Here is a 25,552-nt window from a genome sequence, read left to right as displayed (position 1 = left end):
AATAACACACTAAAATAGCGCCAATTGTTTTCAGAGGTACGCATGAACGATAATAAAATGACCCCTGGCGAATTACGCGCCACATGGGGCTTGGGAGCCGTTTTTTCACTGCGCATGCTCGGCATGTTCATGGTGTTGCCTGTTCTGACGACTTACGGCATGGCCTTGCAGGGCGCCAGTGAAGCGCTGATCGGTATTGCGATTGGTATTTATGGCCTGATGCAGGCTATTTTCCAGATTCCTTTCGGCCTGGTCTCTGACCGTATCGGTAGAAAGCCTCTGATTGTTGGGGGGCTGCTGATTTTTGCACTCGGCAGCGTTATCGCCGCACTCAGCGACTCCATATGGGGCATTATCCTAGGCCGCGCTTTGCAGGGCGCTGGAGCCATCTCCGCCGCCGTCATGGCGCTGCTTTCCGATCTGACGCGTGAGCAGAACCGAACGAAAGCGATGGCATTTATCGGCGTGAGTTTCGGCGTCACCTTTGCTATCGCGATGGTCGTCGGTCCTATCGTTACCCATGCCTTTGGTTTACAGGCGCTCTTCTGGGGTATCGCCCTTCTGTCACTCGCTGGCATTGTTATTACTCTTACCCTGATTCCTTCCGCACCCTCGCACATCCTGAATCGAGAATCGGCAATGGTACGCGGCAGTTTCCGCAAAGTGCTCGGCAATAGCCGCCTGTTGAAACTGAATATAGGCATTATGTGTCTGCATATTTTATTGATGTCGAGCTTCGTCGCCTTACCCCGCGTCATGGAATCTGTGGGTCTGGCGCCACAGGACCATTGGAAAGTCTATCTGGTCACGATGCTGATCTCTTTTGTCGGCGTTGTGCCTTTCATTATTTATGCTGAAGTGAAAAGGCGAATGAAGCAGGTCTTCATCGGCTGCATCGTTGTGCTGATCGCCGCAGAGGTTGTTTTATGGGCGGCAGGTAACCATCTCTGGCAAATCATCATCGGCGTACAGCTGTTCTTCCTGGCTTTCAACGTGATGGAAGCCCTGTTGCCATCGTTGATTAGCAAGGAATCGCCGGCAGGATATAAAGGTACGGCGATGGGCGTTTACTCCACCACACAGTTTATCGGTGTGGCAATTGGCGGGAGCCTCGGCGGCGGGCTGTTTGAGCTTTATGGCGCGTCTGCCGTATTTATGGGTGGCGCCGCTATTGCAGCCATCTGGCTACTCGTCAGCTTCACCATGCAGGAACCGCCTTATCTCAGCAGCCTGAGAATCGCACTGTCCGATGTAGCATTGCAGGATGGTGAGTTGGAACAGAAAATTCGTACTCAGCCCGGCGTTGCCGAGGTGGTCATCGTGCCGGATGAGTACAGCGCCTATGTGAAGATCGACAACAAAAAGACCAATCGTCAGCAGCTAGAACAATTAGCAGGTCAGGTCTGACTTAAACAAAAGGCCAGCTTTCGCTGGCCTTTTGGTCGGAAAATGACGAGAAAACATCAATCGCGGAAGTTGGTAAACTGGAACGGCTGCCCCAGATTTCCGCCGCGAATCAACGCCATCACGCCCTGCAAATCATCACGTGATTTCCCAGTAACGCGAACCTGTTCACCCTGAATCTGCGCCTGCACTTTCAGTTTGCTGTCTTTAATCAGCTTGACGATTTTCTTCGCTTGCGTGGTTTCAATGCCCTGCTTCAACTTGGCTTCCACGCTGTACGTTTTACCACTGTGCTCGAACTCTTCTGGAACCTCTAACGCACCGCCTTCAATCCCGCGCTTCAGCAATTTCTCGCGCATAATATCAATCAGTTGCTGTACCTGAAAATCAGACTCGCTGGTCGCTTTAATGCTTTGCGATTTCTCATTCAGTTCAAAGCTGGCCGGAACATTGCGAAAATCCCAGCGGGTGCTCAGTTCACGCGTGGCGTTTTCCACCGCGTTACGGACTTCCTGCATATCAATTTCCGAAACAATATCGAAAGATGGCATAATTCGCTCTCCTGACAAATTTGGCTGGCGAGCATAATAACCGCTCTTCTGCGATAAGCAAGATGCCAGACACGATCCCGATTTTTACTCTGCATCTGCTAAACAGGCCGAATAGCACAAGATCGTAACGTGAATGATAGCCTATGATGGCAGAACGACAGCGCCCGCATCAAATAAGGGAGACGCACATGAAAATCACCGTTCTTGGCTGTGGCGCGCTGGGCCAGCTTTGGCTCGCCGCGTTGCATCAGCAAGGGCATGATGTCCAGGGATGGCTGCGTATTCCGCAACCATATTGTCCGGTCAATGTCACCATGCTGGATGGTCAGCACTGTAATCTCAACCTGACGGCTAACGATCCCGAACACCTTGCCCAAAGTGAACTGCTGCTGGTGACGTTAAAAGCCTGGCAGGTTTCCGATGCCGTTACCGTGCTGTTGCCACAGCTCAACCCGTATTGCACGATTCTGCTTTTACACAACGGAATGGGCACGCGGGAAGAATTACCGTCGCTACAGCAGCCGCTGGTGCTGGGTATCACCACCCATGCCGCACGACGTGACGCAACCAACGTTGTGCATGTTGCCGCTGGTACAACGCATATCGGCACGTTTAACGGCGACAGCAGCCAGAGTCATCTGGCTGAAGTATTGCACCAGGCCTTGCCTGATGTGGCCTGGCACACCAACATTAGCGCCACCTGCTGGCTGAAGCTGGCGGCTAACTGCGTCATCAATCCACTCACGGTGAAGTATCATTGCACCAATGGCGAGCTTTCTGCGTACCCGGAACTGATTGCGTCGCTTTGTCAGGAAGTGGCCAGCGTCATGGAACGAGAGGGTTTCCATACATCGCGAGATAGCCTGCTGCTCTACGTTAATCAAATTATTCTGAACACCGCAGCAAACACCTCATCAATGTTGCAGGACATCATCGCTCAGCGACATACCGAAATTGACTACATTACCGGGTATTTACTGCACCGTGCGCGTCTCCACGGTCTGACACTCCCCGAAAATGCCCGTCTGTTTGACTACATTAAGCAAAAGGAAAATGATTATGACCGCATCGGCACTGGTGTGTCTGGCACCTGGTAGTGAAGAAACTGAAGCCGTCACGACCATCGATTTGCTTGTCCGGGCGGGTATTCAGGTCACGCTTGCCAGCGTAGCCAGCGATGGCAATCTGGAAATCGTCTGCTCACGCGGGGTAAGGCTGCTGGCGGATGCACCACTGGCTACCGTTGCCGATCGGCCTTTCGATGTGCTGGTGTTACCGGGTGGCCTGCAAGGTGCAGAGTGCTTCCGTGATAGCCCAATACTGGTGGAATGCATTCGACAAGCGCATCTGGAAGGGAAAATTGTCGCCGCGATGTGTGCAACGCCTGCGCTGGTGCTGGAATATCATCAGCTGTTCCCCGTCGGAAACATGACGGGCTATCCTGCGTTTAAGGATAAGATTGCGCCAGAAAAATGGATGGAAAAGCGCGTCGTCTACGATCCACGCGTGAACCTGTTAACCACGCAGGGGCCGGGCACCAGCATGGATTTCGCGCTGAAGATCATTGATTTGCTGCTGGGAAAAGAAAAAGCCGCCGAAGTCGCCGCACAGCTCATCCTGCCACCGGGAATTCATAACTATCGCGATTAGCGTAAATAAGAAAGGCGCTTGCACTCGTTCTGTGCGTTGACAAACCTATTTGAGAAACGAAAACAGTGATAATGGAATAGAAGAGTAAAGCGTCCGCGCCAGGGATGGCGCGGTTCGAGCTTACAGGGAGGTACTTGCAGCGTCTTTACGATCTATCCATTAACACCGCTCGGTACACTTTGTCAGCAAGTCTAAGGCGCTTGCGCGCCTTATTCCAATTACGGGCGATATACCTTCACATTGCTGAAACCTTGCTCACGCAGGTACAGCGCCTGCAAGCGGCTCATCACGCCACGCTCACAGTAAAGCAGGTAAGTTTTGCTCTGATCCAAATCGCCAAACTGTGTACCCAGCTTGTAGAACGGTAAGGATTTGATTTCGACCTGATCCAACTCAAGCGGTTTATCGTCTTGTTCATCCGGCGCACGGATATCCAGCAGTACGTCAGTTGAGACAAACGATGCGACCGTTTCGACTTCAACCACCTCTTGTTTGGTCTGTTCAGCGATCTCGCGGATATCAATATTCCGAGCTTCGCTCACCACACGATCCAGAATAGCAAAATCAAAGTGGCCTTCTTCGGCCTCAATCTTCGCTTTTACCGCCTTCACCGTCGGGCTTTTCGAAATCACACCGCAGTATTCCGGCATCGTTTTGGCGAAATCTTCCGTTCCGAGTTCACGAGCCTGTTTGATAATGTGTTCTTTATCATGAGAAATCAGCGGACGCAGAATCAGAGTATCGGAGGCATTATCAATCAAACGCAGATTGGTCAATGTCTGGCTGGAAACCTGTCCTAACGCTTCACCGGTCACCAGCGCCTGAACACCGTAACGCTCAGCAATTTTGGAGGCCGCGCGCACCATCATGCGCTTCAATACGACGCCCATCTGGCCGTCGTCAACCTTCTCCAGAATTTCACCTACGACAGGATCGAAGTCGATAGCAATAAAACGCACCCGGTGTGAACTACCAAAACGGTTCCACAGATAGTGCGCGACCTGTTTCACACCAATCTCGTGTGCTGCACCGCCAAGGTTAAAGAAGCAGTAATGCACGCGACACCCGCGACGCATCAGCATATAGCTGGATACGCCGGAGTCAAAACCACCGGAAATCAGCGACAGCACATCTTCCTGCGTACCGATCGGGAAGCCACCGATACCTTCATAGCGCCCTTTAATCAGCAGCAAACGGTCCTGCTCGATTTCCAAATGCACAGTAACCTGCGGGGCAGTGAGATTAACTCGCGCCGTTTCAATATGCTGGTTCAGACCACCGCCGACGTAGCGCTCTACGTCCTGTGAGCTAAATTCATGCTTACCGCGGCGTTTCACTCGCACACAAAACGTTTTGCCTTCCAGCTGCTCACGATACAGCGCCAGCGCCTGTTCGAAGATATTGTGCACGTCGGTGTAGGCATGGTCTTCAACTTCCAGAATATGGTGAATACCCGGAATTCTCGTCAGCGCATCACGAATCGCTGAACGCTGGCTTTCGTCTTTGGCCCGAACTTCGATATGATCCCAGTGACGGACAACCGCCAGCGTTTCATCATAGTGTTTTAATACGTTGCGAATGTTTCCGGTTAGAATCTTGATAAAGCGCAACCGCACAGATTGGCTCTTGATGGTGATTTCCGGGAACAATTTAATGATAAACTTCATGGTGGCTGTCGTTACTTGGTCAGAAAGGCGTAAATAAATTTACCCTGAGCACTAAAATCACGTTATCGGTAAAATCAGCCGGAACAGAGATGATTTTACCAATAGCATCCAGGGCGCGGAGTATATCATTATATGAAGATATACTGTGCGCTTTAACCGTATAATTGTTGCGCATCCACGGATGACCAAACGCAACACCACGCTCTGCCGCCACAAGCCAACGGCGTATAACACCAGGATTCTGAAACCACTATGCCTAAGAAGACCGAGCAGCCAGTCAGCTTTGAAAGCTCGCTGAACGAACTGGAAAAAATCGTTACCCGCCTCGAATCAGGTGAACTGCCGCTGGACGATGCGCTAAATGAATTTGAGCATGGCATCCAGCTCGCTCGTCAGGGCCAGCAAAAACTGCAACAGGCGGAACAGCGCGTACAAATCCTGCTGAGCGACGATCCCAATGCCCCGCTGTCACCGTTCACGCCGGATAATGACGCGCTATGACCGATTTCAGCACGCAACTGAATGCGCATTACCAACGCACTAACCGTATGTTGGGCCATTTCATCGCCGACCTCCCCTTTCAGAGTAGTCCACTGGTCAATGCGATGGAGTATGGCTCACTCTTAGGGGGCAAACGCCTGCGCCCGTTTCTGGTTTATACTACAGGCGAACTGTTTGGCATGCCGTTAGAGAGCTTGGATGCCCCTGCTGCGGCAGTAGAATGTATCCATGCCTATTCACTGATTCATGACGATCTGCCAGCGATGGACGACGACGATTTACGTCGCGGACAGCCGACCTGCCACATCAAATTTGGCGAAGCCAATGCCATTCTGGCGGGGGATGCACTGCAAACGCTGGCGTTCTCCATTCTGGCCGACGCGCCGATGCCGCGGGTTTCTGACCGAGATCGGCTGGCGATGATCTCAGAATTGGCGCACGCCAGCGGGGTCGCGGGCATGTGCGGTGGACAGGCTTTCGACCTGGAAGCGGAAGGTCATCAGGTCGATCTGGCCGCGTTAGAGCGTATTCACCGCCACAAAACCGGTGCCCTGATTCGCGCAGCAGTCCGACTAGGCGCACTGGCCGCCGGTGAAGCAGGACGCAACGCCTTGCCTCATCTGGATCGCTACGCTAATGCGATTGGGCTCGCCTTTCAGGTTCAGGACGATATTCTCGATGTTGTTGGCGACAGCGCGACAACAGGCAAACGTCAGGGTGCAGACCAACAGTTAGGTAAAAGCACCTATCCCAGCCTACTGGGGTTAGATAACGCACGAAAAAAAGCACAGGAGCTTTATCAGGAATCACTGGCATCGCTGGACGATCTTGTCGCATCCAGCTCGATTCCCCTGAATATTGCCCCACTACAAGCGCTGGCGAATTTCATCGTTGAACGCGATAAGTAATTACCTAATGAGTCTCTATGAGTTTTGATACCGCGAAGTACCCTACATTGGCGTTAGTGGAAACACCGGATGAACTTCGACTGTTGCCGAAAGATAGCCTGCCGAAGCTGTGCGATGAGCTGCGCCAATACCTGCTGGACAGCGTCAGCCGTTCAAGTGGCCATTTTGCTTCAGGATTAGGGACGGTTGAATTAACGGTTGCGCTGCATTATGTCTACAACACCCCTTTCGATCATCTGGTGTGGGATGTCGGCCATCAGGCCTACCCGCATAAGATCCTGACGGGCCGTCGCGATCGTATTTCAACGATCCGCCAAAAAGGCGGTTTGCACCCCTTTCCGTGGCGCGATGAAAGCGACTATGACGTATTAAGCGTCGGGCATTCGTCCACCTCAATCAGTGCCGGGCTGGGTATGGCCGTTGCTGCCGAGCGTGAAGGCAAAGGCCGTCGTACCGTTTGTGTAATCGGTGATGGCGCAATTACCGCAGGCATGGCCTTTGAGGCGATGAACCACGCGGGTGACATCAAATCCGATCTGCTGGTTGTGCTGAACGACAATGAAATGTCAATTTCGGAAAACGTCGGCGCATTGAACAATCATCTGGCACAGCTGCTGTCCGGCAAGCTCTATGCCAGCCTGCGCGAAGGCGGCAAAAAGGTCTTATCTGGCCTGCCGCCTATCAAAGAGCTGGTGAAACGCACCGAAGAGCATCTTAAAGGCATGGTCGTGCCAGGTACGCTATTTGAGGAGCTGGGGTTTAATTATATTGGCCCGGTCGACGGCCATGACGTTCAGGCGCTGGCGCATACGTTGAAAAACATGCGCAACCTGAAAGGCCCGCAGCTCCTGCATATCATGACGAAAAAAGGCAAAGGCTACGCCCCTGCCGAACAGGATCCGATCAGTTGGCACGCGGTGCCAAAATTCGATCCGGCCAGCGGTACCTTGCCGAAAAGCAAGGAAGGCGCTCAGCCTACCTATTCCAAAATCTTCGGTCAATGGCTACAGGAAACGGCAGCCAAAGACAGCAAGCTCATGGCGATCACGCCGGCGATGCGCGAGGGCTCGGGTATGGTGCAATTCTCCCGCGACTATCCGCAGCAATATTTTGACGTAGCAATCGCCGAACAACATGCCGTCACGTTTGCTGCCGGTCTGGCTGTCGGTGGTTATCATCCGGTTGTCGCCATTTACTCCACTTTCCTGCAACGTGCCTACGATCAGGTTATCCACGATGTGGCGATCCAGAACCTACCGGTTCTGTTTGCTATCGATCGCGGCGGTATTGTGGGTGCGGATGGGCAAACGCATCAGGGGGCGTTCGATCTCTCTTTCTTACGCTGTATCCCGAACATGATCATCATGACGCCCAGCGATGAAAATGAGTGTCGTCAGATGCTGCACACGGGCTATCACTACCAGAAAGGCCCAACAGCGGTGCGCTACCCGCGAGGAAACGGTACGGGTACGGAATTGACGCCACTATCAGAACTGCCAATCGGTAAAGGCGTGGTGCGTCGTCAGGGCGAAACGATCGCGATTCTGAATTTCGGTACGCTTCTGCCAGAAGCACAGATTGCGGCAGAGCAGTTAAACGCCACCCTCGTCGATATGCGTTTTGTGAAGCCACTGGATGAAGCGTTACTGGAGGAGTTGGCACAGTCTCACAGCACGTTTGTGACGCTGGAAGAGAATGCGGTCATGGGCGGTGCGGGAAGCGGTGTGAATGAATTCCTGATGGCAAAACGCCTTGCCGTCTCGGTCCTGAACATTGGGCTACCGGACGTCTTTATTCCGCAAGGTTCTCAGGAAGAAATCCGTGCCGATCTGGGTCTGGATGCCGCTGGCATCGAGCACAGAATCACGCAGTGGATGGAATAAGCAACTCACGATAACCGGGGCAGATAGCCCCGGTTCAATAGCGTTGTAACATCAGAATATCGGCCAGTGGTAGCCGATAAAATAGATAATCCCCGCAGAGATCACTCCCGCGACAATATCATCGATCATAATTCCCATACCGCCATGCACGTTGCGATCGAACCAGCGAATCGGCCAGGGTTTCCAGATATCCAGACAGCGGAAGACGACAAATCCAGCCGCCACCCACTGCCATTCACCCACCGGAATCGCCATTAGGGTAATCCACATGCCGACAAATTCGTCCCAGACGATGCTGCCGTGATCGTGAACGCCCATATCTTTCGCCGTCTGGTGACACAGGTAAACACCGATACAAATGCTCAGCATGACCAACAGTGAATACAATTCAAGCGGCAGGAAGGACATGAGATACCACAGAGGAATCGCCGCCAGCGACCCTACCGTGCCCGGCATCCAGGGAGACAAACCGCTGCCAAACCCCGTCGCCAGCAGGTGCCACGGATTACTCAGCCGTAGGCGGCGTTTCGCCACCTCAGCGCCTTTCGTCTTGCTCGCGGAATCAGTTTTGCTCGCTAAAATGGTCATACCCCTTCCAGTTCAGCTCGGTCGCTTTATTATCCCTGAAAAAGCGTACCCCTTCAGATGAAGGCCCGATTTGCCCGATACAGGTGTAGCCGGCACCGAGATGCCCCAAGGCAAGCTCCAGTGCACCGCGGTTAATCTCCGGTACGGTAAAGCACAGTTCATAGTCTTCGCCGCCAGAGAGCGCCCAGCGCAACGCCTGTTCTTCATCAACGCAGCTCCGCAGCCAATCAGACTGTGGAATCGCGTCCAGATTAATACGCGCACCGCACTCGCTGGCTTTAAGTATATGCTGTAGATCGGAAATAAGGCCGTCGGAAAGATCGATAGCCGAGCTAGCCAGATCGCGCAGCGCCTGACCTTGCAGAATTCTGGGCTGAGGACGCAGATGACGCTGGATCAATCCCTGACGCGTCTCTTCATCATCAACGTGCAGCATATTCTGTAGGATAGCCAGACCGGCGGCACTGTCGCCTAATGAACCGGTAACATAAATCCAGTCGCCGATTCTGGCTCCGCGACGCGTCAACGCCCGACCCGCAGGCACCAAGCCGTGGATAGTCAACGTCAGGCTCAGTGGGCCGCGCGTCGTATCTCCGCCAACCAACTGCATACCATAGTAATCAAGTAGCTCAAACAAGCTGTCGCTATACGCGGACAGCCACTGGCTATTACTTTTAGGTAGGGTAATGGCCAGAGAAAGCCAGGCAGGATCGGCTCCCATTGCAGCCAGATCGCTTAAATTGACCGCCAGAGATTTGTAACCCAGATCGGCGGGATCGATATCGGGTAGGAAATGAACGCCCGATACCAGCGTGTCGGTACTCACCGCCAGCACCTGTTTATCTGCTACCGTCAGTAACGCACAGTCATCACCAATGCCTAACTCAACATCGCGACGTGAACTTCGGACCCGATTAAAATAGCGGGCAATAAGGTCAAACTCACCTTCAACCATAACCTTTCCAGCCAGCCTATCATTCAAAAGCGATCAGGGCCGGATGTCCGGCCCTGATTCGATTCATTTTACTTCTTGCCTTTCCGTACGCTCGGAGCAGCTTTGTCCAGCACGCCATTCACAAACTTATGGCTATCTTCAGCGCCGAAGACTTTAGCCAGTTCGATGGCCTCGTTAATCGCCACCTTGTAAGGAACGTCTTCGCGCTTGCTCAGCTCAAACATCGCCAAACGCAGAATCGCTTTCTCAACCTGTCCCAATTCCTCAATTTGACGAGACAGGAAAGGTGCCATCAGTTGATCAAGCTTCTCAGCCTGAGTGGCAACCCCCGCCAGCAATTCACGGAAATAGGTAATGTCGACATCTTTGACATCCTGCTCGCTCAGGAATTGTAGTTCAACATCGGCAATATCATTTTTAGATAACTGCCAGGAGTAAAGCGCTTGAACCGCACATTCACGAGCGCGGCGACGAGCAGCAGGTTTCACGGAATTCCCCTTACTTAATCAGGCTTACTTAATCGCTTTCAATACATTAATCATTTCTAGCGCGGTCAGAGCAGCTTCTGCACCTTTGTTCCCCGCTTTTGTGCCAGCGCGCTCAATCGCCTGCTCAATGCTTTCTGTCGTCAGAACGCCGAAAGCAACAGGGATTTCGCTGTCCATCGCAACGGAGGACAGGCCAGAGCTACATTCGCCAGCAACAAATTCAAAATGCGCTGTTCCACCACGGATAACCGTTCCCAGAGCAATAACGGCATCATACCCACCGTTTTTCGCGCTTTTGGTCAGCGCACGAACCGTCAATGGCAGTTCGTAAGCACCCGGCACCCAAACAACGGTGATATTTTCGTCTTTAACCTGACCGATGCGTTTCAATGCATCAATCGCACCTTCCAGCAGGCTGTCGTTAATAAAATGGTTAAAACGCGCAATCGCAATCGCCACACGGGCATCAGGAGTAGCAACAACACCTTCGATAACGTTCATAGCTTTCCTTGTATCTGGTCTTTATGGCCCGCAGGGGGGCGGATTCTATCATAATTTTTGTTGGCACGTATCCGGTTTTGTCGGACCTGCACCACGTATTTACATACACATCAGAATTTAGGTTTCAGACGTAATCGCAAATCCGGGCCAATCTGGCGAACCTCTGCGATGTCAAATTCCGGTGCCTGAGAGAGTTGATCCAGTCCTGGCAAGAGACACAGCGAGCGAGCGTTTTCACCCAGCAGTTTTGGCGCGAGATAGACGATCAGCTCATCAACAACACCCGCATTCAGCAACGCACCAGCCAAGCTGGCTCCGGCTTCGACCCAAACGGAGTTAATCTGACGTCTCCCCAGCACCATCATCAGCGCCACCAGATCAACGCCGCCATTGTGCTGCGGTAATGTGACCTGTTCGACGCCCTGTGGCCACGCCTGTTCGTCGGCCTGCACGCGCGCCAACCAGGTCTCACCCGGTTGGCTCACAATCCGATGCTGCGGCGTGACGCGCTGCTGGCTGTCCACAATCACCCGAACGGGCTGCCTGAGATCCGCTTCTGAATAACGTGTCTGCACATCGCCACCCAGCTCTGACCATCGCACAGTAAGAGAGGGATCGTCAGCCAGCACCGTGGCACTGCTGCTCAAAATCGCTGCGCTCTCCGCACGAAAACGCTGCACATCCTGCCGCGCCTGCGGTGAGGTAATCCACTGGCTTTCTCCCGACGCCATCGCAGTACGCCCATCCAAAGACGCCGCCATTTTGAGCTGCACGTAAGGAAAGCCCGTCCGCATGCGTTTCAGGAAGCCTACATTGACTTTCTCTGCTTCAGCCATCATCAAACCATGACTGACGGCGATCCCCGCCTGCTGTAAACGATGTAAACCACGGCCCGCGACCTGCGGGTTGGGATCCTGCATCGCGGCAACCACGCGGGAAACGCCAGCAGCAACCAACGCATCGGCACAAGGCGGCGTTCGGCCATGATGGCTACACGGCTCCAGCGTGACGTAGGCCGTCGCGCCACGTGCGCGCTCCCCTGCCATTCTCAGCGCGTGAACTTCAGCATGAGGTTCGCCAGCACGGAAATGATAGCCCTCGCCTACAATTTCGCCATCACGCACGATCACACAGCCAACATTGGGGTTGGGTGCTGTCGTAAAACGACCACGGCGCGCCAGCTCTAACGCTCGCGCCATGTATAATTCATCCTGCGGCAAGTGGCCGTTTTCCTGAACACTATCTTTCTGAGTACGGTTTCCCTGAAAAACGCTCATTCCCGAACCTCTTATCTCTCTCAAATCGACGCGGCTTAATCCTGCAAACGCGCAATCTCTTCGCCAAATTCGCGGATATCTTCAAAGCTGCGATATACCGATGCAAAGCGGATATACGCCACTTTATCCAGCTTTCTCAGCGCTTCCATCACCAGATTGCCAACCATCTTGGTGGTAACCTCACGTTCTCCGGTCGCACGAAGATGAGATTTAATGTGGTTAATCGCCATTTCGACGTCATCAGAACTGACCGGCCTTTTTTCCAGCGCCTTCAGCATGCCGCTACGCAATTTATCTTCATTAAAAGGCTCGCGGACTTCATTGCTTTTGATGACTCGCGGCATCACCAGTTCAGCCACTTCAAACGTGGTGAAGCGTTCATGACAAACCAGGCACTGCCGACGACGGCGTACTTGCGAACCTTCGCCGACCAGACGGGAATCAATGACTTTGGTATCAACAGCGGAACAAAACGGGCAATGCATGATGTGTCCTGACCAGTAATCCTTAACGTAGAGACAGTTTACCCTGAATTAACGGACTAACCAAAACTCCTGATCCACGCTGCGAAGGGTTTCGCATCTCTTCCGGTAATAGGATGAAAAAAGCTGTCTCACCTATGACTTAGGCTTAATCACAGCTAAACTCAGCAACAGGGATCAACGGATCAATGAATAAAACATCGAAAGGGGAACCACAGATATGAGAACCCGATATCGCGTACTGACCTTCCTGCCAGCGCTGCTTTTGCTCGCAGGGTGTGCTGAACAGCGCCAGATGCCAAAGCTACAGAATCAGATAGGTCAACTAAACCAGCAATTACAAACGCTGACCGATCAGGCTACGGCATTAGAGCGACAAAATGCGTTGAATTCCCAATCCACCTCTGGTGTTTATTTACTGCCCGCAGCGCAAACCAGCACGATGCTGGAAAGCGGCATTGGCAGACTCAGCGTATCGTTACGCAATATTGAGACTGAAGCGAACGGAACAAGCGCGTTGCTGCATATTCGTACGCTTGATGCGAAAGGGCTGCCAGCCTTTGGCGCACAGCTTGATTGGGGTCGACTCGACCCGGTGAGCGGTCAGCCTTTAGCGGGCGACACACAAACCCAGTCCTTTGTTGTCTCCCCCACGCTGTTACCAAAAGCCGAAGCGATTATTGAATTACGACTAAGCGGCCTGTCGCCGGAAGAACTCGGTTTTGTTCGCTTGCATCAGGTTCAGGAGATACAAAGTCCGCCGCCCGTTGCCGCAACCGAATCCCCTTGATATATCCGTCATACTTCAAGCTGCATGTACGTTGGCTTTCCTCGCTCACCCCAGTCACTTACTGATGTAAGCTCCTGGGGATTCACTGCGTCGCCGCCTGCATGCAACTCGAATTATTTAGGATATACGTGTATTTCCCTGCTCTAAGATGCAAAAAAACCCCGCAATGCGGGGTTTTTTATGTTTACTGTCAGCAGCTTAAGGCAGGATAGACGGTTGGTCCGCCCCTTCTTTTTCCACTTTCTGAACGATCAGGTGTTCACGTTTCATACCCAGTTTCAGCGCCAGAGCGGAAGAAACATAGATAGAAGAGATCGTACCGATGATCACACCGATAAACATCGTCAGCGAGAAGCCATGCAACAAGGCTCCACCGAAGACCATGAGGATCACAATCATCGCCAGCGTGGTCGCTGATGTGATAATGGTACGATGCAACGTCTGTGTCAGAGAAATGTTGGTAATCTCGTAAGGTGTGCCACGACGAACCTTGCGGAAGTTCTCACGAATACGGTCAGATACCACGATCTTATCGTTAAGTGAATAACCAATTACCGACATCAGAGACGCAATGATCGTTAGGTCAATCTCAATAGAGAACAGAGACAGCAGACCCATCGTGATGATCGCATCGTGCGTCAAAGCCAGCACGGCCCCCATCGCCAGACGCCATTCAAAACGAAAACCGATATAAATGAGGATAGCAATCAGTGCAGACAGCAGCGCCAATGCGCCCGCCTGTGCCAAATCGCTCCCCACGCTCGGCCCGACAAACTCAATACGTTTCACCGTCGCATGCTGCTGGAAGGTATCATTCACTACCTTCAGCACTTTGTTACCCAGCGCTTCGTTCTCGCTGCCAGAAACGGGTGGCATACGCACCATCACGTCACGGCTGCTACCAAAGTTTTGTACCTGCGGCTCTGAAAACCCAGAGGTCTCTAACGAACTACGCAGGACATCGAGATCGACCGGCTTCTCAAGGTTAATCTCAATGACCGTACCACCGGTAAAGTCGAGTCCCCAGTTGAAACCACGTACACCCATAACCGCGATAGAAGCGATGATCAGCAGGCCGGAGATGACAAATGCCAATGTGTCCCAGCGCATGAAATCATAGACTTTACGTCCATGATTGAGTTGTTCAATGTTGTATTCCTGTTCCTGTGCCACAACGCACTCCTCAGATAGACAGCTTGTTGATGCGTTTACCGCCGTAAAGCAGGTTAACGATGGCACGAGTACCGACGATCGCCGTAAACATTGAGGTCGCAATCCCGATCGCAGTCGTGATAGCAAACCCTTTGATAGAACCGGTACCAACCGCATACAGGATGATGACTTTAATCAACGTCGTGACGTTCGCATCAACAATCGAACTGAATGCACCTTTGTAGCCCTCATGAATGGCCTGTTGCACAGAGCGACCATTGCTGAGTTCTTCCTTGATACGTTCGTTAATGAGTACGTTAGCATCTACAGCAACTGCCAGCGTAAGCACGATACCCGCGATACCCGGCATGGTCAGCGTTGCCCCTGGCAACAGCGACATAACCCCGACAATCAACACCAGGTTAGCAACCAGCGCACTGGTCGCGATGACGCCAAATTTCTTGTAGAAGAAGACCATAAAGAGGATCGATGCGATCAAGCCCCACAAACAGGCTTCCAGCCCCTGAGTGATGTTTTGCATCCCCAGCGTTGGCCCAATAGTACGTTCTTCCACGATCTGGATCGGCGCAATCAGCGCACCCGCACGCAGCAGCAGAGAAAGCTGACGCGCTTCGTTCGGGTTATCAATGCCGGTAATACGGAAGCTGTTACCCAGTCGCGACTGAATTGTCGCCACGTTGATCACTTCTTCGTGTTTTTCCAGCACTGAACGGCCAGTCGCATCTTTCTTGCCGCTGTCTTTGTATTCTACAAACAGCGTCGCCATCAGCTTGCCGATACTGTCTTTGGTGAAGTTGGACATGGTGTTGCCACCCGCGCTGTCCAGAGAAATATTCACCTGAGGCTGATTGTATTCATCCGTACTCGATGTCGAATCGGTAATATGATCGCCCGTCAGAATCACGCGCTTGAACAGCACCACTGGTGAACCGTCACGCATGTTCTTCACTTCAGAGTCGCCCGGCACACGGCCGTTCGCCGCTGCGGTCGCATCAGCATTGCTGTTGACCAGACGGAATTCCAGCGTAGCGGTTGCGCCAAGAATTTCTTTCGCGCGCGCCGTATCCTGAATACCCGGTAACTCAACAACAATACGGTCAGCACCCTGACGCTGTACCAGCGGCTCGGCAACGCCCAGTTGGTTCACACGGTTACGCAGGATATTGATGTTCTGCTGTACGGCGTATTCACGCGCTTCACGCAGACGTTCATCAGACATCACCGCACGTAGCAGGTTACTGCCGCTGCTGCTGAGAACCAGATTGCGATGACGGGACGTCAGATAGTTGATGCCGTCATCACGCGTTTGAGCATCACGGAAACGAATTTCGACGCCGTAATTATCAATTTTACGCACAGAGGCATAAGGGATGTTCTTCTCACGCAGATCGCTGCGCAAAGAGTCCATGGTTTGTTCTTGCAGTTTACCCAGCGCCGTATCCATATCCACTTCCATCAGGAAGTGAACGCCGCCGCGCAGGTCAAGCCCCAATTTCATCGGTTCAGCGCCTAACAACCGCAGCCAATTTGGCGTAGCAGGAGCCAGGTTAAGTGCGACGACGAATTTTTCGCCCAACTCATTAACGAGCGCTTCACGCGCACGGAGCTGAATATCAGGGTTAGAGAAGCGAGCCAGAATTGCACCATTTTCCAATGCAATCGACTTACTGGTAATGTTTTGTTCTTTTAAGACATTCTGGACTTGGATCAGCGTCGTTTCGCTGGCGGCGGTTCCCCGCGCGCCAGTAACTTGTACCGCCGGATCCTCACCATATAGGTTAGGAAGTGCGTAGAGCAGGCCGACAAACAACACCACGACCAGCATCAGGTACTTCCACAAAGGATAACGATTTAACACGGCAGTTCCCTTCGGGAAAATCGGAAATTACAGGGCCTTAATCGTGCCCTTCGGCAGCACGGCAGCCACGAAATCACGTTTGATAACCACTTCATTGGTTTCGTTCAACGCAATCGCAATATAGCCAGTTTCGGACACTTTAGTCACGCGACCAACCAGACCACCGGTCGTTAATACTTCATCGCCCTTGCTGATAGAATCCATTAACTTTTTGTGTTCCTTGGCGCGTTTTTGCTGAGGACGCAGGATCATAAAGTAGAAAATCAGACCAAAAACGGCCAGCATAATAACCAGAGAGTACGGGCTTCCCTGAGCCGGAGCGCCGGTTGCAGCTACAGCATCGGAGATGAAAAGACTCATTTAAATATCCTCTTTTTTGTCAAAAGATAAGCTATCAAAAAGATAAATTATCAACCTTACAATCGTAAAAACGCTTCACAGCAAAATGCAATTCATAGCAAACAGGCTTCAGTTGCTTGCGGCAACGTCTTTTTCAGCAAGCGGCGGAATGGGTTTGCCTATCCGCTGGTAAAAATCCACCACAAAGTGCTCTAATTTACCCTCTTCAATGGCCTGACGTAAACCCGCCATTAAACGCTGATAATAACGCAAGTTATGAATGGTATTGAGTCGTGCTCCGAGTATTTCGTTGCAACGGTCAAGATGATGCAAGTAGGCACGGCTATAATTGCGACACGTGTAGCAATCACAGTGTTCATCCAGCGGATTCACGTCGTCTTTATACTTCGCATTACGGATTTTCACCACGCCATCGGTCACGAAGAGATGCCCGTTACGGGCATTGCGCGTTGGCATCACGCAGTCAAACATATCGACACCGCGACGCACACCTTCAACCAGGTCTTCCGGCTTGCCAACGCCCATCAAATAGCGCGGTTTATCTTCAGGGATCTGCGGACAAACGTGCTCCAGAATACGGTGCATGTCTTCTTTCGGTTCGCCCACCGCTAAACCGCCCACAGCGTACCCATCAAAGCCAATGTCTACCAGCCCTTTTACGGATACATCACGTAAATCTTCGTAAACACTTCCCTGAATAATGCCGAACAGCGCGTTTTTATTCTCCAGCTCATCAAAACGCTGGCGGCTGCGTTTCGCCCAGCGCAGTGACATCTCCATCGAGCGCTTGGCGTAATCCCAGTCGGCAGGATACGGCGTACACTCATCAAAGATCATCACGATGTCAGAACCGAGATCGTGCTGAATTTCCATTGATTTTTCCGGGCTAAGGAAAATCGAATCTCCGTTGATTGGGTTACGGAAATGCACGCCCTGTTCGGTAATTTTGCGAATATCGCCGAGGCTGAACACCTGAAAACCGCCGGAGTCCGTCAGAATCGGGCCGTGCCACTGCATGAAATCGTGCAGATCGCCGTGCAGTTTCATGATTTCCTGTCCAGGACGCAGCCACAGATGGAACGTATTACCGAGCAGGATCTGCGCGCCGGTCTCTTTTACTTCTTCCGGCGTCATACCTTTCACTGTGCCGTAAGTTCCCACGGGCATAAAAGCCGGGGTTTCCACCACGCCACGTTCAAAAATCAATCTTCCGCGACGCGCACGGCCATCCGTTGTTTGTAATTCGTACTTCACTTAACCTCCGGCATCAGAAAAACAGTCTGATGGTAATGATGTATTAATGCCTGACAGAGCGTGGTCTGTGGCATCGCTAGTGTGCAGAAAACAGGGTTTATCCCACTTTTTCCTGTTCGGCCATCGGGTTGTGCGTAATAAACATCGCATCACCGTAGCTGAAAAAACGATATTGTTCTGCCACCGCCTGGCGGTAGGCAGACATCGTGTTCTGGTAGCCGGCAAAGGCCGACACCAGCATGATTAACGTCGATTCGGGTAAATGGAAATTGGTCACCAGCGCATCGATAATGCGGTAGTGATAGCCCGGATAGATGAAAATTTTGGTATCGCCGAAGAACGGTTCAATTGGCGCGTTCTGGCTGGCTTGCGCGGCACTTTCCAGTGAACGTACCGAAGTGGTGCCAACAGCGATCACGCGGTTTCCCCGCGCTTTGCACGCCAAAACGGCATCAACGACGTCCTGCGGCACTTCGGCATATTCGGCGTGCATAATGTGGTCTTCGATCGTATCGACGCGCACAGGCTGGAAAGTCCCCGCCCCCACGTGCAGCGTAACGAACGCCATTTCGATGCCCTTCTCACGTAGCGCAGCCAGCATCGGTTCATCAAAGTGTAAGCCTGCCGTCGGCGCGGCTACGGCGCCCGGGCGCTGGCTATACACGGTCTGATAAAGCTCGCGGTCGGTGTCTTCATCAGGTCTGTCGATATAAGGCGGCAACGGCATGTGGCCGATATCATTCAGGATCGACAGCACATCGCGGGAATCATCGAAATGCAGTTCAAACAGCGCATCGTGGCGAGCCGCCATCGTAGCTTTGACGCTTTCGTCATCGCCCAGCAGCAGCGCAGTGCCCGGCTTCGGCGCTTTTGACGCCCGAACATGCGCCAACACACGATGTTCATCCAACACGCGCTCCACCAGCACTTCCAGCTTACCGCCGCTGGCTTTACGACCAAACAGACGAGCCGGAATCACGCGCGTGTTGTTGAACACCAGCAGATCGCCGGGATTCAGTTTATCCAGCAAATCGGTAAATACGCCGTGCGTCAGATTTCCCGTTGGCCCATCCAGCGATAGCAGGCGACAACCACTGCGTTCCGCTTGTGGATAATGGGCAATCAATGATTCAGGAAGTTCAAACGAGAAATCGGCAACACGCATGGCAATTCACTTAGCTGTTAATACATTAAAAATGGGCGGCCTAGTCTAGAGCCGCAAGCGCATGGCTGCAAGAAATAAGCACCTGAGTCGTGGAATGCATTATATCCAATAGAAAAGGTATATACTGTCACGATGAATTTTCTTGCTCACCTCCATCTGGCCACGCTGGCCGACAGCTCCCTATTAGGTAATCTGATGGCGGATTTCGTGCGCGGCAACCCGCAGGACAGCTACGCAGATGAGATCGTCGCGGGTATTCGCCTGCATCGCCGCGTTGATTCGCTCACTGACAGCCTACCGGAGGTCAAACAGGCGCGTCAGTATTTCAGCGATGAATTCCGCCGCGTTGCGCCAATCACGCTGGATGTGCTGTGGGATCACTATCTTGCACGGCACTGGCTAGAACTGGTGCCGGATACGCCCTTGCAAACCTTTATTGACGGCGCGCAGTCACAAATCGAACCACATCTGGCGCAGACACCTGAACGTTTTCAGAACCTGAATCGCTATCTGTGGCCGGAGCGCTGGATGACGCGTTACGCAGAGTTGCCGTTTATCGCCGATGTGCTGCACAGAATGTCGGTACGTCGTCCAAAACTCGCAGCACTATCCGGTTCTTTTCAGGATATCGAGCAGCACTATCACCAATTTGAAACACTCTTCTGGCAGTTTTATCCGCGGATGATGCAATTAGCGAAAGCGCAACAGCTGTAAGATCGCAATTTTTCCGTTTTTCTACGCGACGTATACCCTAAATAATTCGAGTTGCGTGAAGGCGGCAAGCGCACGAATCCCCAGGAGCTTACATGAGTAAGTGACTGGGGTGAGTAAGAGTAGCCAACGCACAAGCAGCTTGAAGTATGACGGGTATTGTCCTTTCCATCAAAAGGGTTAATCTAGCCTCTTGAAAGGAAATAGCGATGAGTTCAATAGACAGAAGCTATCTCATTGATTGGTCTCTTTGCCTGTATTCACTCAGGTAGAGTCCCTATACTAGTCGCTGTTTTTTATATCATCCGATCATTAACCGCTATCTACAGGAGTAATTATGGTCCTGGTAACTCGTCAAGCCCCAGACTTCACCGCAGCTGCCGTTTTAGGCAGTGGCGAAATCGTCGAAAATTTCAACCTGAAGAAGCACATCAACGGTAAAGCTGCCGTGATCTTCTTCTGGCCGATGGACTTCACCTTCGTTTGTCCGTCAGAGCTGATTGCTTTCGATCACCGCTATGCCGAGTTCAAGAAACGCGGTGTAGAAGTGGTTGGTGTTTCCTTCGACTCCGAGTTTGTTCACAACGCATGGCGTAAAACCCCTGTGGACAAAGGCGGCATCGGCGAAGTGCAATACGCGATGGTTGCTGACATCAAGCGCGAAATCCAGAAGGCCTACGGCATTGAGCACCCAGAAGCTGGTGTTGCACTACGTGGTTCTTTCCTGATCGACAAAAACGGCGTAGTTCGTCACCAGGTAGTGAACGATCTGCCGCTGGGTCGTAACATCGATGAAATGCTGCGTACCGTTGACGCCCTGCAATTCCACGAAGAGCACGGCGAAGTGTGTCCGGCGCAATGGGAAAAAGGTAAATCCGGTATGGGCGCGTCACCAGACGGCGTAGCGAAATACCTGTCTGAGAACGCAGACAAGCTGTAATTCCCTCATCCTGCCTGTAGGGCAATGATGATCAAGCCAGTTGCTATGCAACTGGCTTTTTCTTTACCCGCGATTTTCCACTCACAGCTTCCCCGCATCGCCCGATGCTTCCTAACGCAACGATCTCAGAGAATACAAAAAGTTGACTGGGAGCGCTAAATCCTTAGCCTTAACCTCACATCGTGTTAATGCACGACAGATTCATTGGAATAAAAGGAGGACGCATGCAACAAAACCTCGCGCTGTGGCTAAGAGAAGCGGGAATACAACACGCTAGCATCATTGCGTTACTGATTGTTCTTGGGCTGATATTGCTCATTTCTGCCGTCATTCACCTGATTTTGCATCAGGTTGTGCTGAAAAGAATGGTTCTACGTTCACTCAATAAGCCAGGAAAAACCGAGGGGCACGGGTGGAAACAGGCGCTAACACAACATAACCTGTTTAACCGGCTGGCCTTCTTGCTGCAAGGGGTGATCCTCAATATTCAGGTCTTTGTGTGGCTGCCCTCGCAGAGTGAAACCCGTGAAGCGCTAATCATCTGCTCTCAGGTGTGGATCATGATTTTTGCGCTGCTGTCCCTGTTCTCGCTCCTCGATGTTCTGCTCAACGTTTCCGCCCGAACCAAAGTCGCCTCTCAACTGCCGCTGCGCGGTATTTTCCAGAGTCTGAAACTGATCGCCACCATCGTCATCAGCATTATGGTCGTGTCACTGCTCATCGGTAAATCGCCGCTGATTCTGATTAGCGGATTAGGCGCGATGGCCGCCGTCCTGATGTTGGTGTTCAAAGATCCGATTATGGGATTGGTGGCAGGCATTCAACTCTCTGCCAACGATATGCTAACGCTGGGAGACTGGCTCGAAATGCCGAAATACAGCGCTGATGGCGCCGTTATCGACATCGGTCTGACAACGGTAAAAGTGAGAAACTGGGACAATACCGTCACCACCATCCCCACCTACTCGCTGGTGTCTGATTCCTTCAAAAACTGGCGTTCGATGTCGGAATCAGGGGGACGGCGTATCAAGCGTAGTATCAGTATCGATACCACCAGCGTGCATTTCATGACGGAAGACGAACAGGCGCGATTGCTGCGCAGCAAGCTCCTGTCGCCTTATATTCAGAATAAGAAGAGCGAACTGGATCAACACAATGCACAGTCCGACTCTGACCTGACATCGCCGCTGAACGGTCGCCGTCTGACGAATCTAGGCACGTTCCGCGCCTACCTTCAGGTTTATCTGCGCTCGCATCCGGGTATTCATAAAGGGATGACGCTGATGGTGCGACAGCTTGCGCCAACGTCAGACGGGGTGCCGCTGGAAATTTATGCGTTTACCAATACGACCGCCTGGGTCGATTATGAAAGCATTCAGTCTGACATTTTCGACCATATTTTTGCGATTCTGCCAGAGTTCGATCTGCGCGTTCATCAAACGCCAACCGGTCACGATATGCGGGTCATGGCGCAGCAAATGACGGCTCCGAAAGCGTAGAAACAGGCACAAAAAAGCGCTCCAATGGGAGCGCTTCTTCTGATAGCAATCAACTAGCTTAATTCTGTGCCGCTACCGCATTCTGACGCTTCTTCTTCCAGACATAGCCCACTAAGAGCAGCAATATCCAGATAATACCGACATACAGCGACACACGCGTGTCCGGGAAGTAGCCAATCAGGCCGATGATGAAGAACAGGAAGATAATGCCGAACACGGAGGTCGCGATCCCCCCACGCAGTGGAAACGCCAGCGCCTTCACTTCATCCGGGCTCAGACGGCGACGGAACGCAATCTGAGAGAACAGAATCATGATCCACACCCACACCGTCGCAAACGTTGCCAGTGAAGCAATCACTAGGAAAACTTTGCCGGGCATAATGTAGTTCAGGTACACCGCTACCAGCAGCGCCATCATCATCACAACCACTGTGACCCACGGAATACCGCGTTTGGAAATGCGGCTAAACACCTTTGGTGCATGCCCCTGTTCCGCCATTCCGTGCAGCATACGGCCTACACCGAAGACATCGCTGTTAATCGCCGACAGCGACGCAGTAATCACGACAAAATTCAGGATACCGGCCGCCGCCGTAATACCCATATGCTGGAACGTCAGCACGAACGGGCTCCCATTGGTCCCGACCTGATTCCACGGATAAATCGACATAATCACGAACAGCGTACCGACATAGAACACCAGAATACGCCACGGCACAGAGTTAATCGCGCGAGGGATGGATTTATGCGGATCTTTAGCCTCACCGGCGGTAATCCCGATGATCTCCACGCCGCCATACGCAAACATAACCAGTTGCAGCGAGAGAATCATCCCCATCACACCGTTACTGAAGAACCCACCATTGCTCCAGAGATTATGGATGCCGGTCGGTTCGCCGCCGTTGCCAATACCCCAAACGATGATGCCAATCCCGGCAACGATCATGATGATAATGGTGGCAACCTTGAAGAAAGAGAGCCAGAACTCCAGTTCACCAAAGGCTTTTACATTCATCAGGTTGATGGCGCCAATGATGAGTACCACGCTCAAGACCCACACCCAGTGCGGCACCGCAGGGAACCAGACGCCCATGTAGATGCCAAATGCGGTCACATCGGCAATGGCGACAATCAGCATCTCAAAGCAGTAGGTCCAGCCGGTGATATACCCCGCTAATGGCCCGAGGTAATCTTGCGCATAGCGAGAAAATGAACTGGACTGCGGGTTGTGTACCGACATTTCGCCCAGGGCGCGCATGATGATGTATGCGACAACCCCACCGATCAGATAAGCCAGTAACACACTGGGGCCAGCCATTTGGATCGCACTCGCGGAACCATAAAAAAGACCGGTTCCGATCGCTGAGCCAAGGGCGATAAAGCGAATATGCCGCGTGCTTAACCCACGCTTGAGCTTGGAAGATGGTTGTTCCATTGATAAGCAACCCTGTCTTATAGAAAGAAAAACATTACAAAAAGAAAAACCACAGGCAAATACCTGTGGTGCAGAAACCCAACGTTCGGCCGGAGCAGTACGATATCGCTACCGCCCCAGCGCTATCAGGCATTAACGATATTATTGATGTACCGTAACTTCCTGACGACCACAAAGTCTGTCGTAAATCACTGCAACCAGTAAAACCAGCAGTGACGGTGGTAACCAAGCCAACCCTTGCTCGCTCAGCGGCAGGTTGAGGCTCCACTCTGGCAACAGCGATTTTAAAGCCGACGATTTTATACCATCAATCATGCCAAATAACAGACTGACTAACATGACGGGAGCCACAATACGCGAAGCGCTATTCCACCAGCGCAGCGTAAAGCTCAGTAAAACCAGAATGATACACGGAGGATAAATCGCCGTCAGTACGGGAATGGAAAGTTGAATCAGATGGCTCAAACCAAGATTAGACACCACCATCGAGAACGTTCCGAGCACAAACACCAGCGTGCGGTAAGACAACGGCAGGTATTGTGCAAAGAATTCCGCACAGGCACAGGTTAGCCCCACCGCTGTCACCAGACAGGCGATAAAGATTAGCAATGCCAGGAAACTGCTCCCCATGTTACCGAATGTGTGTTGCACATAGGCATGGAGAATCTCTGCTCCATTCTGCGCCTGCGGCACCAGTTCACCACTGACGGAACCGAGCTGGAACAGGCTCAAATAAACTAATGTCAGGCCAATACCGGCAATAAGCCCAGCCCACACGGTATAACGCGTCAGCAGAACAGGGCTTGCCACCCCGCGTGAGCGGGCCGCATTGACGATCACGATACCAAAGACCATCGCGCCCAGCGTATCCATCGTCAGATAGCCGTTGACGAAGCCATTGGAGAACGGCAGTTGCTCATACGCTTCCGTCGCGGGAATCGGCGTACCCGCAGGCCACAGCACAGCCGCAATACCCAATACCGCCAGTGCAATGATTTTCAGCGGCGCGAGCACATGACCAACCGTATCCAGCAGTTTGCCCGGATACAGAGAAATCGCGATAACAATGGCAAAATAAATCAGGCTATAAATCAGCAGCGGAGACGCTCCGTTGCCGACCAGAGGAGCCAGGCCGACTTCAAACGACACGGTTGCCGTACGCGGCGTAGCGAATAGTGGCCCAACGGCCAGATAGCATACCGTGGCCAGAACCACGCCCGCTTTTTTACCAATTGGCGAGCTGAGCGCATCAACGCCACCACCAACCCGGGCCAGTGCGATCACGGTCAACACCGGTAGACCAACCGCAGTCAGCAGGAAGCCAAATGCCGCTGTCCAAACGTGCTCTCCCGACTGCAATCCCACCATAGGCGGAAAAATAATATTTCCAGCCCCCACGAATAAAGCAAAGGTCATAAAACCTAATGCCACAATATCTTTGGACGTTAAACGATGACTCATAGTTATGTCGTGTTGCCTGTATCAAATCGATAAAAAGAAAACTGTGTCGTT

General features: G+C 52.3%; 25 protein-coding genes. 10 read left to right on the top strand and 15 right to left on the bottom strand.

What is annotated here, in order from left to right; translation table 11 throughout:
• Window positions 1–42: 42 nt before the first annotated feature.
• Entirely contained in the window at window positions 43–1,407 is a 1,365-nt protein-coding gene (locus R9X49_RS01405) for an MFS transporter (protein ID WP_319846927.1), read from the top strand.
• Window positions 1,408–1,463: 56 nt separating this feature from the next.
• Here the strand turns inward: R9X49_RS01405 and R9X49_RS01400 are convergent, their stop codons facing one another.
• Window positions 1,464–1,955, bottom strand: coding sequence for a YajQ family cyclic di-GMP-binding protein (locus R9X49_RS01400; protein WP_015839336.1), 492 nt, complete (start codon window positions 1,953–1,955; stop codon window positions 1,464–1,466).
• Window positions 1,956–2,143: 188 nt separating this feature from the next.
• On the opposite strand from R9X49_RS01400, the gene panE reads away from it, so the two are divergent.
• Both panE and yajL read left to right on the top strand, forming a co-directional pair.
• The gene (gene panE / locus R9X49_RS01395) at window positions 2,144–3,052 is read left to right on the top strand and encodes a 2-dehydropantoate 2-reductase (protein WP_319846926.1); all 909 of its coding nucleotides are present in this window, start codon (window positions 2,144–2,146) and stop codon (window positions 3,050–3,052) included.
• Window positions 3,015–3,605 carry a protein deglycase YajL gene (gene yajL / locus R9X49_RS01390; RefSeq protein WP_010282087.1) on the top strand — a complete coding sequence of 197 codons (591 nt, stop codon included), beginning with the start codon at window positions 3,015–3,017 and terminating at the stop codon, window positions 3,603–3,605. Before panE ends, yajL begins: the two co-directional genes overlap by 38 nt.
• A 218-nt stretch (window positions 3,606–3,823) precedes the next feature.
• Here yajL and thiI read toward each other — a convergent pair whose 3' ends face one another.
• Window positions 3,824–5,272 (bottom strand): tRNA uracil 4-sulfurtransferase ThiI, encoded by a 1,449-nt coding sequence (thiI, locus tag R9X49_RS01385; protein WP_319846925.1) that lies wholly within the window; start codon window positions 5,270–5,272, stop codon window positions 3,824–3,826.
• A 252-nt stretch (window positions 5,273–5,524) separates the two neighbouring features.
• Between thiI and xseB the strand changes: the two genes are divergently transcribed.
• From xseB to dxs, 3 genes are read left to right on the top strand one after another with little or no spacing between them, the layout of a single operon-like run.
• Entirely contained in the window at window positions 5,525–5,773 is a 249-nt protein-coding gene (gene xseB, locus R9X49_RS01380) for an exodeoxyribonuclease VII small subunit (RefSeq protein ID WP_319846924.1), read from the top strand.
• Window positions 5,770–6,681 (top strand): (2E,6E)-farnesyl diphosphate synthase, encoded by a 912-nt coding sequence (gene ispA, locus R9X49_RS01375; RefSeq protein WP_319846923.1) that lies wholly within the window; start codon window positions 5,770–5,772, stop codon window positions 6,679–6,681. Before xseB ends, ispA begins: the two co-directional genes overlap by 4 nt.
• A gap of 17 nt (window positions 6,682–6,698) precedes the next feature.
• Window positions 6,699–8,564, top strand: coding sequence for a 1-deoxy-D-xylulose-5-phosphate synthase (gene dxs / locus R9X49_RS01370; protein ID WP_319846922.1), 1,866 nt, complete (start codon window positions 6,699–6,701; stop codon window positions 8,562–8,564).
• A gap of 51 nt (window positions 8,565–8,615) precedes the next feature.
• Here dxs and pgpA read toward each other — a convergent pair whose 3' ends face one another.
• From pgpA to nrdR, 6 genes are all read right to left on the bottom strand, one after another.
• Window positions 8,616–9,152 carry a phosphatidylglycerophosphatase A gene (gene pgpA, locus R9X49_RS01365; protein ID WP_319846921.1) on the bottom strand — a complete coding sequence of 179 codons (537 nt, stop codon included), beginning with the start codon at window positions 9,150–9,152 and terminating at the stop codon, window positions 8,616–8,618.
• Window positions 9,127–10,107, bottom strand: a complete 981-nt coding sequence (gene thiL, locus R9X49_RS01360; RefSeq protein WP_319846920.1) for a thiamine-phosphate kinase — start codon at window positions 10,105–10,107, stop codon at window positions 9,127–9,129. The genes pgpA and thiL overlap by 26 nt, the downstream gene beginning before the upstream one ends.
• Before the next feature lie 68 nt (window positions 10,108–10,175).
• Window positions 10,176–10,595: a transcription antitermination factor NusB gene (gene nusB, locus R9X49_RS01355; protein WP_180742235.1), complete on the bottom strand. Its 420-nt coding sequence runs from the start codon at window positions 10,593–10,595 to the stop codon at window positions 10,176–10,178.
• Between the two features lie 24 nt (window positions 10,596–10,619).
• Window positions 10,620–11,096: a 6,7-dimethyl-8-ribityllumazine synthase gene (gene ribE, locus R9X49_RS01350; protein ID WP_012773708.1), complete on the bottom strand. Its 477-nt coding sequence runs from the start codon at window positions 11,094–11,096 to the stop codon at window positions 10,620–10,622.
• Window positions 11,097–11,206: 110 nt separating this feature from the next.
• On the bottom strand, window positions 11,207–12,373 hold the full coding sequence (gene ribD / locus R9X49_RS01345; protein WP_319846919.1) for a bifunctional diaminohydroxyphosphoribosylaminopyrimidine deaminase/5-amino-6-(5-phosphoribosylamino)uracil reductase RibD: 1,167 nt from the start codon (window positions 12,371–12,373) through the stop codon (window positions 11,207–11,209).
• A 35-nt stretch (window positions 12,374–12,408) separates the two neighbouring features.
• Window positions 12,409–12,858, bottom strand: a complete 450-nt coding sequence (gene nrdR / locus R9X49_RS01340; protein WP_005975999.1) for a transcriptional regulator NrdR — start codon at window positions 12,856–12,858, stop codon at window positions 12,409–12,411.
• A 217-nt stretch (window positions 12,859–13,075) separates the two neighbouring features.
• On the opposite strand from nrdR, the gene R9X49_RS01335 reads away from it, so the two are divergent.
• Complete coding sequence (locus R9X49_RS01335) at window positions 13,076–13,645, top strand: DUF3251 domain-containing protein (RefSeq protein ID WP_319846918.1); 570 nt, start codon at window positions 13,076–13,078, stop codon at window positions 13,643–13,645.
• 198 nt (window positions 13,646–13,843) lie between these two features.
• Here R9X49_RS01335 and secF read toward each other — a convergent pair whose 3' ends face one another.
• From secF to queA, 5 genes are all read right to left on the bottom strand, one after another.
• Complete coding sequence (gene secF, locus R9X49_RS01330) at window positions 13,844–14,755, bottom strand: protein translocase subunit SecF (RefSeq protein WP_319848561.1); 912 nt, start codon at window positions 14,753–14,755, stop codon at window positions 13,844–13,846.
• Window positions 14,756–14,828: 73 nt separating this feature from the next.
• On the bottom strand, window positions 14,829–16,676 hold the full coding sequence (secD, locus tag R9X49_RS01325) for a protein translocase subunit SecD (RefSeq protein ID WP_319846917.1): 1,848 nt from the start codon (window positions 16,674–16,676) through the stop codon (window positions 14,829–14,831).
• A gap of 27 nt (window positions 16,677–16,703) precedes the next feature.
• Complete coding sequence (yajC, locus tag R9X49_RS01320) at window positions 16,704–17,036, bottom strand: preprotein translocase subunit YajC (protein ID WP_012773703.1); 333 nt, start codon at window positions 17,034–17,036, stop codon at window positions 16,704–16,706.
• 108 nt (window positions 17,037–17,144) lie between these two features.
• Window positions 17,145–18,290 carry a tRNA guanosine(34) transglycosylase Tgt gene (gene tgt / locus R9X49_RS01315; protein WP_225087201.1) on the bottom strand — a complete coding sequence of 382 codons (1,146 nt, stop codon included), beginning with the start codon at window positions 18,288–18,290 and terminating at the stop codon, window positions 17,145–17,147.
• 97 nt (window positions 18,291–18,387) lie between these two features.
• Window positions 18,388–19,455, bottom strand: a complete 1,068-nt coding sequence (gene queA / locus R9X49_RS01310) for a tRNA preQ1(34) S-adenosylmethionine ribosyltransferase-isomerase QueA (RefSeq protein ID WP_319846916.1) — start codon at window positions 19,453–19,455, stop codon at window positions 18,388–18,390.
• Window positions 19,456–19,587: 132 nt separating this feature from the next.
• Here queA and R9X49_RS01305 point away from each other — a divergent pair, with 132 nt between their 5' ends.
• The 3 genes from R9X49_RS01305 to R9X49_RS01295 all read left to right on the top strand — a co-directional run bounded on the left by R9X49_RS01305 (window position 19,588) and on the right by R9X49_RS01295 (window position 22,605).
• On the top strand, window positions 19,588–20,169 hold the full coding sequence (locus tag R9X49_RS01305) for an ACP phosphodiesterase (RefSeq protein ID WP_225087199.1): 582 nt from the start codon (window positions 19,588–19,590) through the stop codon (window positions 20,167–20,169).
• A 334-nt stretch (window positions 20,170–20,503) separates the two neighbouring features.
• Complete coding sequence (locus R9X49_RS01300; protein WP_010299049.1) at window positions 20,504–21,106, top strand: peroxiredoxin C; 603 nt, start codon at window positions 20,504–20,506, stop codon at window positions 21,104–21,106.
• A gap of 224 nt (window positions 21,107–21,330) precedes the next feature.
• The gene (locus tag R9X49_RS01295; protein WP_319846915.1) at window positions 21,331–22,605 is read left to right on the top strand and encodes a mechanosensitive ion channel family protein; all 1,275 of its coding nucleotides are present in this window, start codon (window positions 21,331–21,333) and stop codon (window positions 22,603–22,605) included.
• A 58-nt stretch (window positions 22,606–22,663) separates the two neighbouring features.
• On the opposite strand, the gene proY is transcribed toward R9X49_RS01295, so the two are convergent.
• Window positions 22,664–24,040, bottom strand: coding sequence for a proline-specific permease ProY (gene proY / locus R9X49_RS01290; RefSeq protein WP_319846914.1), 1,377 nt, complete (start codon window positions 24,038–24,040; stop codon window positions 22,664–22,666).
• A 141-nt stretch (window positions 24,041–24,181) separates the two neighbouring features.
• On the bottom strand, window positions 24,182–25,501 hold the full coding sequence (gene brnQ / locus R9X49_RS01285; protein WP_319846913.1) for a branched-chain amino acid transport system II carrier protein: 1,320 nt from the start codon (window positions 25,499–25,501) through the stop codon (window positions 24,182–24,184).
• Window positions 25,502–25,552: the final 51 nt, after the last annotated feature.

The sequence above is a fragment of the Pectobacterium carotovorum genome (assembly GCF_033898505.1).
In the GTDB taxonomy this organism is placed as follows: Bacteria; Pseudomonadota; Gammaproteobacteria; order Enterobacterales; family Enterobacteriaceae; genus Pectobacterium; species Pectobacterium carotovorum_J.
This window is presented reverse-complemented; position numbering and strand designations above follow the sequence as displayed.

Bases quoted from the DNA above. Each gene is read 5' to 3' on its own strand.
- R9X49_RS01295 (WP_319846915.1), top strand. From the start codon at position 21,331: ATGCAACAAAACCTCGCGCTGTGGCTAAGAGAAGCGGGAATACAACAC.
- R9X49_RS01300 (WP_010299049.1), top strand. From the start codon at position 20,504: ATGGTCCTGGTAACTCGTCAAGCCCCAGACTTCACCGCAGCTGCCGTT.
- dxs (WP_319846922.1), top strand. From the start codon at position 6,699: ATGAGTTTTGATACCGCGAAGTACCCTACATTGGCGTTAGTGGAAACA.
- thiI (WP_319846925.1), bottom strand. From the start codon at position 5,272: ATGAAGTTTATCATTAAATTGTTCCCGGAAATCACCATCAAGAGCCAA.
- R9X49_RS01405 (WP_319846927.1), top strand. From the start codon at position 43: ATGAACGATAATAAAATGACCCCTGGCGAATTACGCGCCACATGGGGC.
- panE (WP_319846926.1), top strand. From the start codon at position 2,144: ATGAAAATCACCGTTCTTGGCTGTGGCGCGCTGGGCCAGCTTTGGCTC.
- queA (WP_319846916.1), bottom strand. From the start codon at position 19,455: ATGCGTGTTGCCGATTTCTCGTTTGAACTTCCTGAATCATTGATTGCC.
- R9X49_RS01335 (WP_319846918.1), top strand. From the start codon at position 13,076: ATGAGAACCCGATATCGCGTACTGACCTTCCTGCCAGCGCTGCTTTTG.
- R9X49_RS01400 (WP_015839336.1), bottom strand. From the start codon at position 1,955: ATGCCATCTTTCGATATTGTTTCGGAAATTGATATGCAGGAAGTCCGT.
- yajL (WP_010282087.1), top strand. From the start codon at position 3,015: ATGACCGCATCGGCACTGGTGTGTCTGGCACCTGGTAGTGAAGAAACT.
- ispA (WP_319846923.1), top strand. From the start codon at position 5,770: ATGACCGATTTCAGCACGCAACTGAATGCGCATTACCAACGCACTAAC.
- yajC (WP_012773703.1), bottom strand. From the start codon at position 17,036: ATGAGTCTTTTCATCTCCGATGCTGTAGCTGCAACCGGCGCTCCGGCT.
- proY (WP_319846914.1), bottom strand. From the start codon at position 24,040: ATGGAACAACCATCTTCCAAGCTCAAGCGTGGGTTAAGCACGCGGCAT.
- brnQ (WP_319846913.1), bottom strand. From the start codon at position 25,501: ATGAGTCATCGTTTAACGTCCAAAGATATTGTGGCATTAGGTTTTATG.
- nrdR (WP_005975999.1), bottom strand. From the start codon at position 12,858: ATGCATTGCCCGTTTTGTTCCGCTGTTGATACCAAAGTCATTGATTCC.
- R9X49_RS01305 (WP_225087199.1), top strand. From the start codon at position 19,588: ATGAATTTTCTTGCTCACCTCCATCTGGCCACGCTGGCCGACAGCTCC.
- secF (WP_319848561.1), bottom strand. From the start codon at position 14,755: ATGCGCTGGGACACATTGGCATTTGTCATCTCCGGCCTGCTGATCATC.
- xseB (WP_319846924.1), top strand. From the start codon at position 5,525: ATGCCTAAGAAGACCGAGCAGCCAGTCAGCTTTGAAAGCTCGCTGAAC.
- pgpA (WP_319846921.1), bottom strand. From the start codon at position 9,152: ATGACCATTTTAGCGAGCAAAACTGATTCCGCGAGCAAGACGAAAGGC.
- ribE (WP_012773708.1), bottom strand. From the start codon at position 11,096: ATGAACGTTATCGAAGGTGTTGTTGCTACTCCTGATGCCCGTGTGGCG.
- thiL (WP_319846920.1), bottom strand. From the start codon at position 10,107: ATGGTTGAAGGTGAGTTTGACCTTATTGCCCGCTATTTTAATCGGGTC.
- ribD (WP_319846919.1), bottom strand. From the start codon at position 12,373: ATGAGCGTTTTTCAGGGAAACCGTACTCAGAAAGATAGTGTTCAGGAA.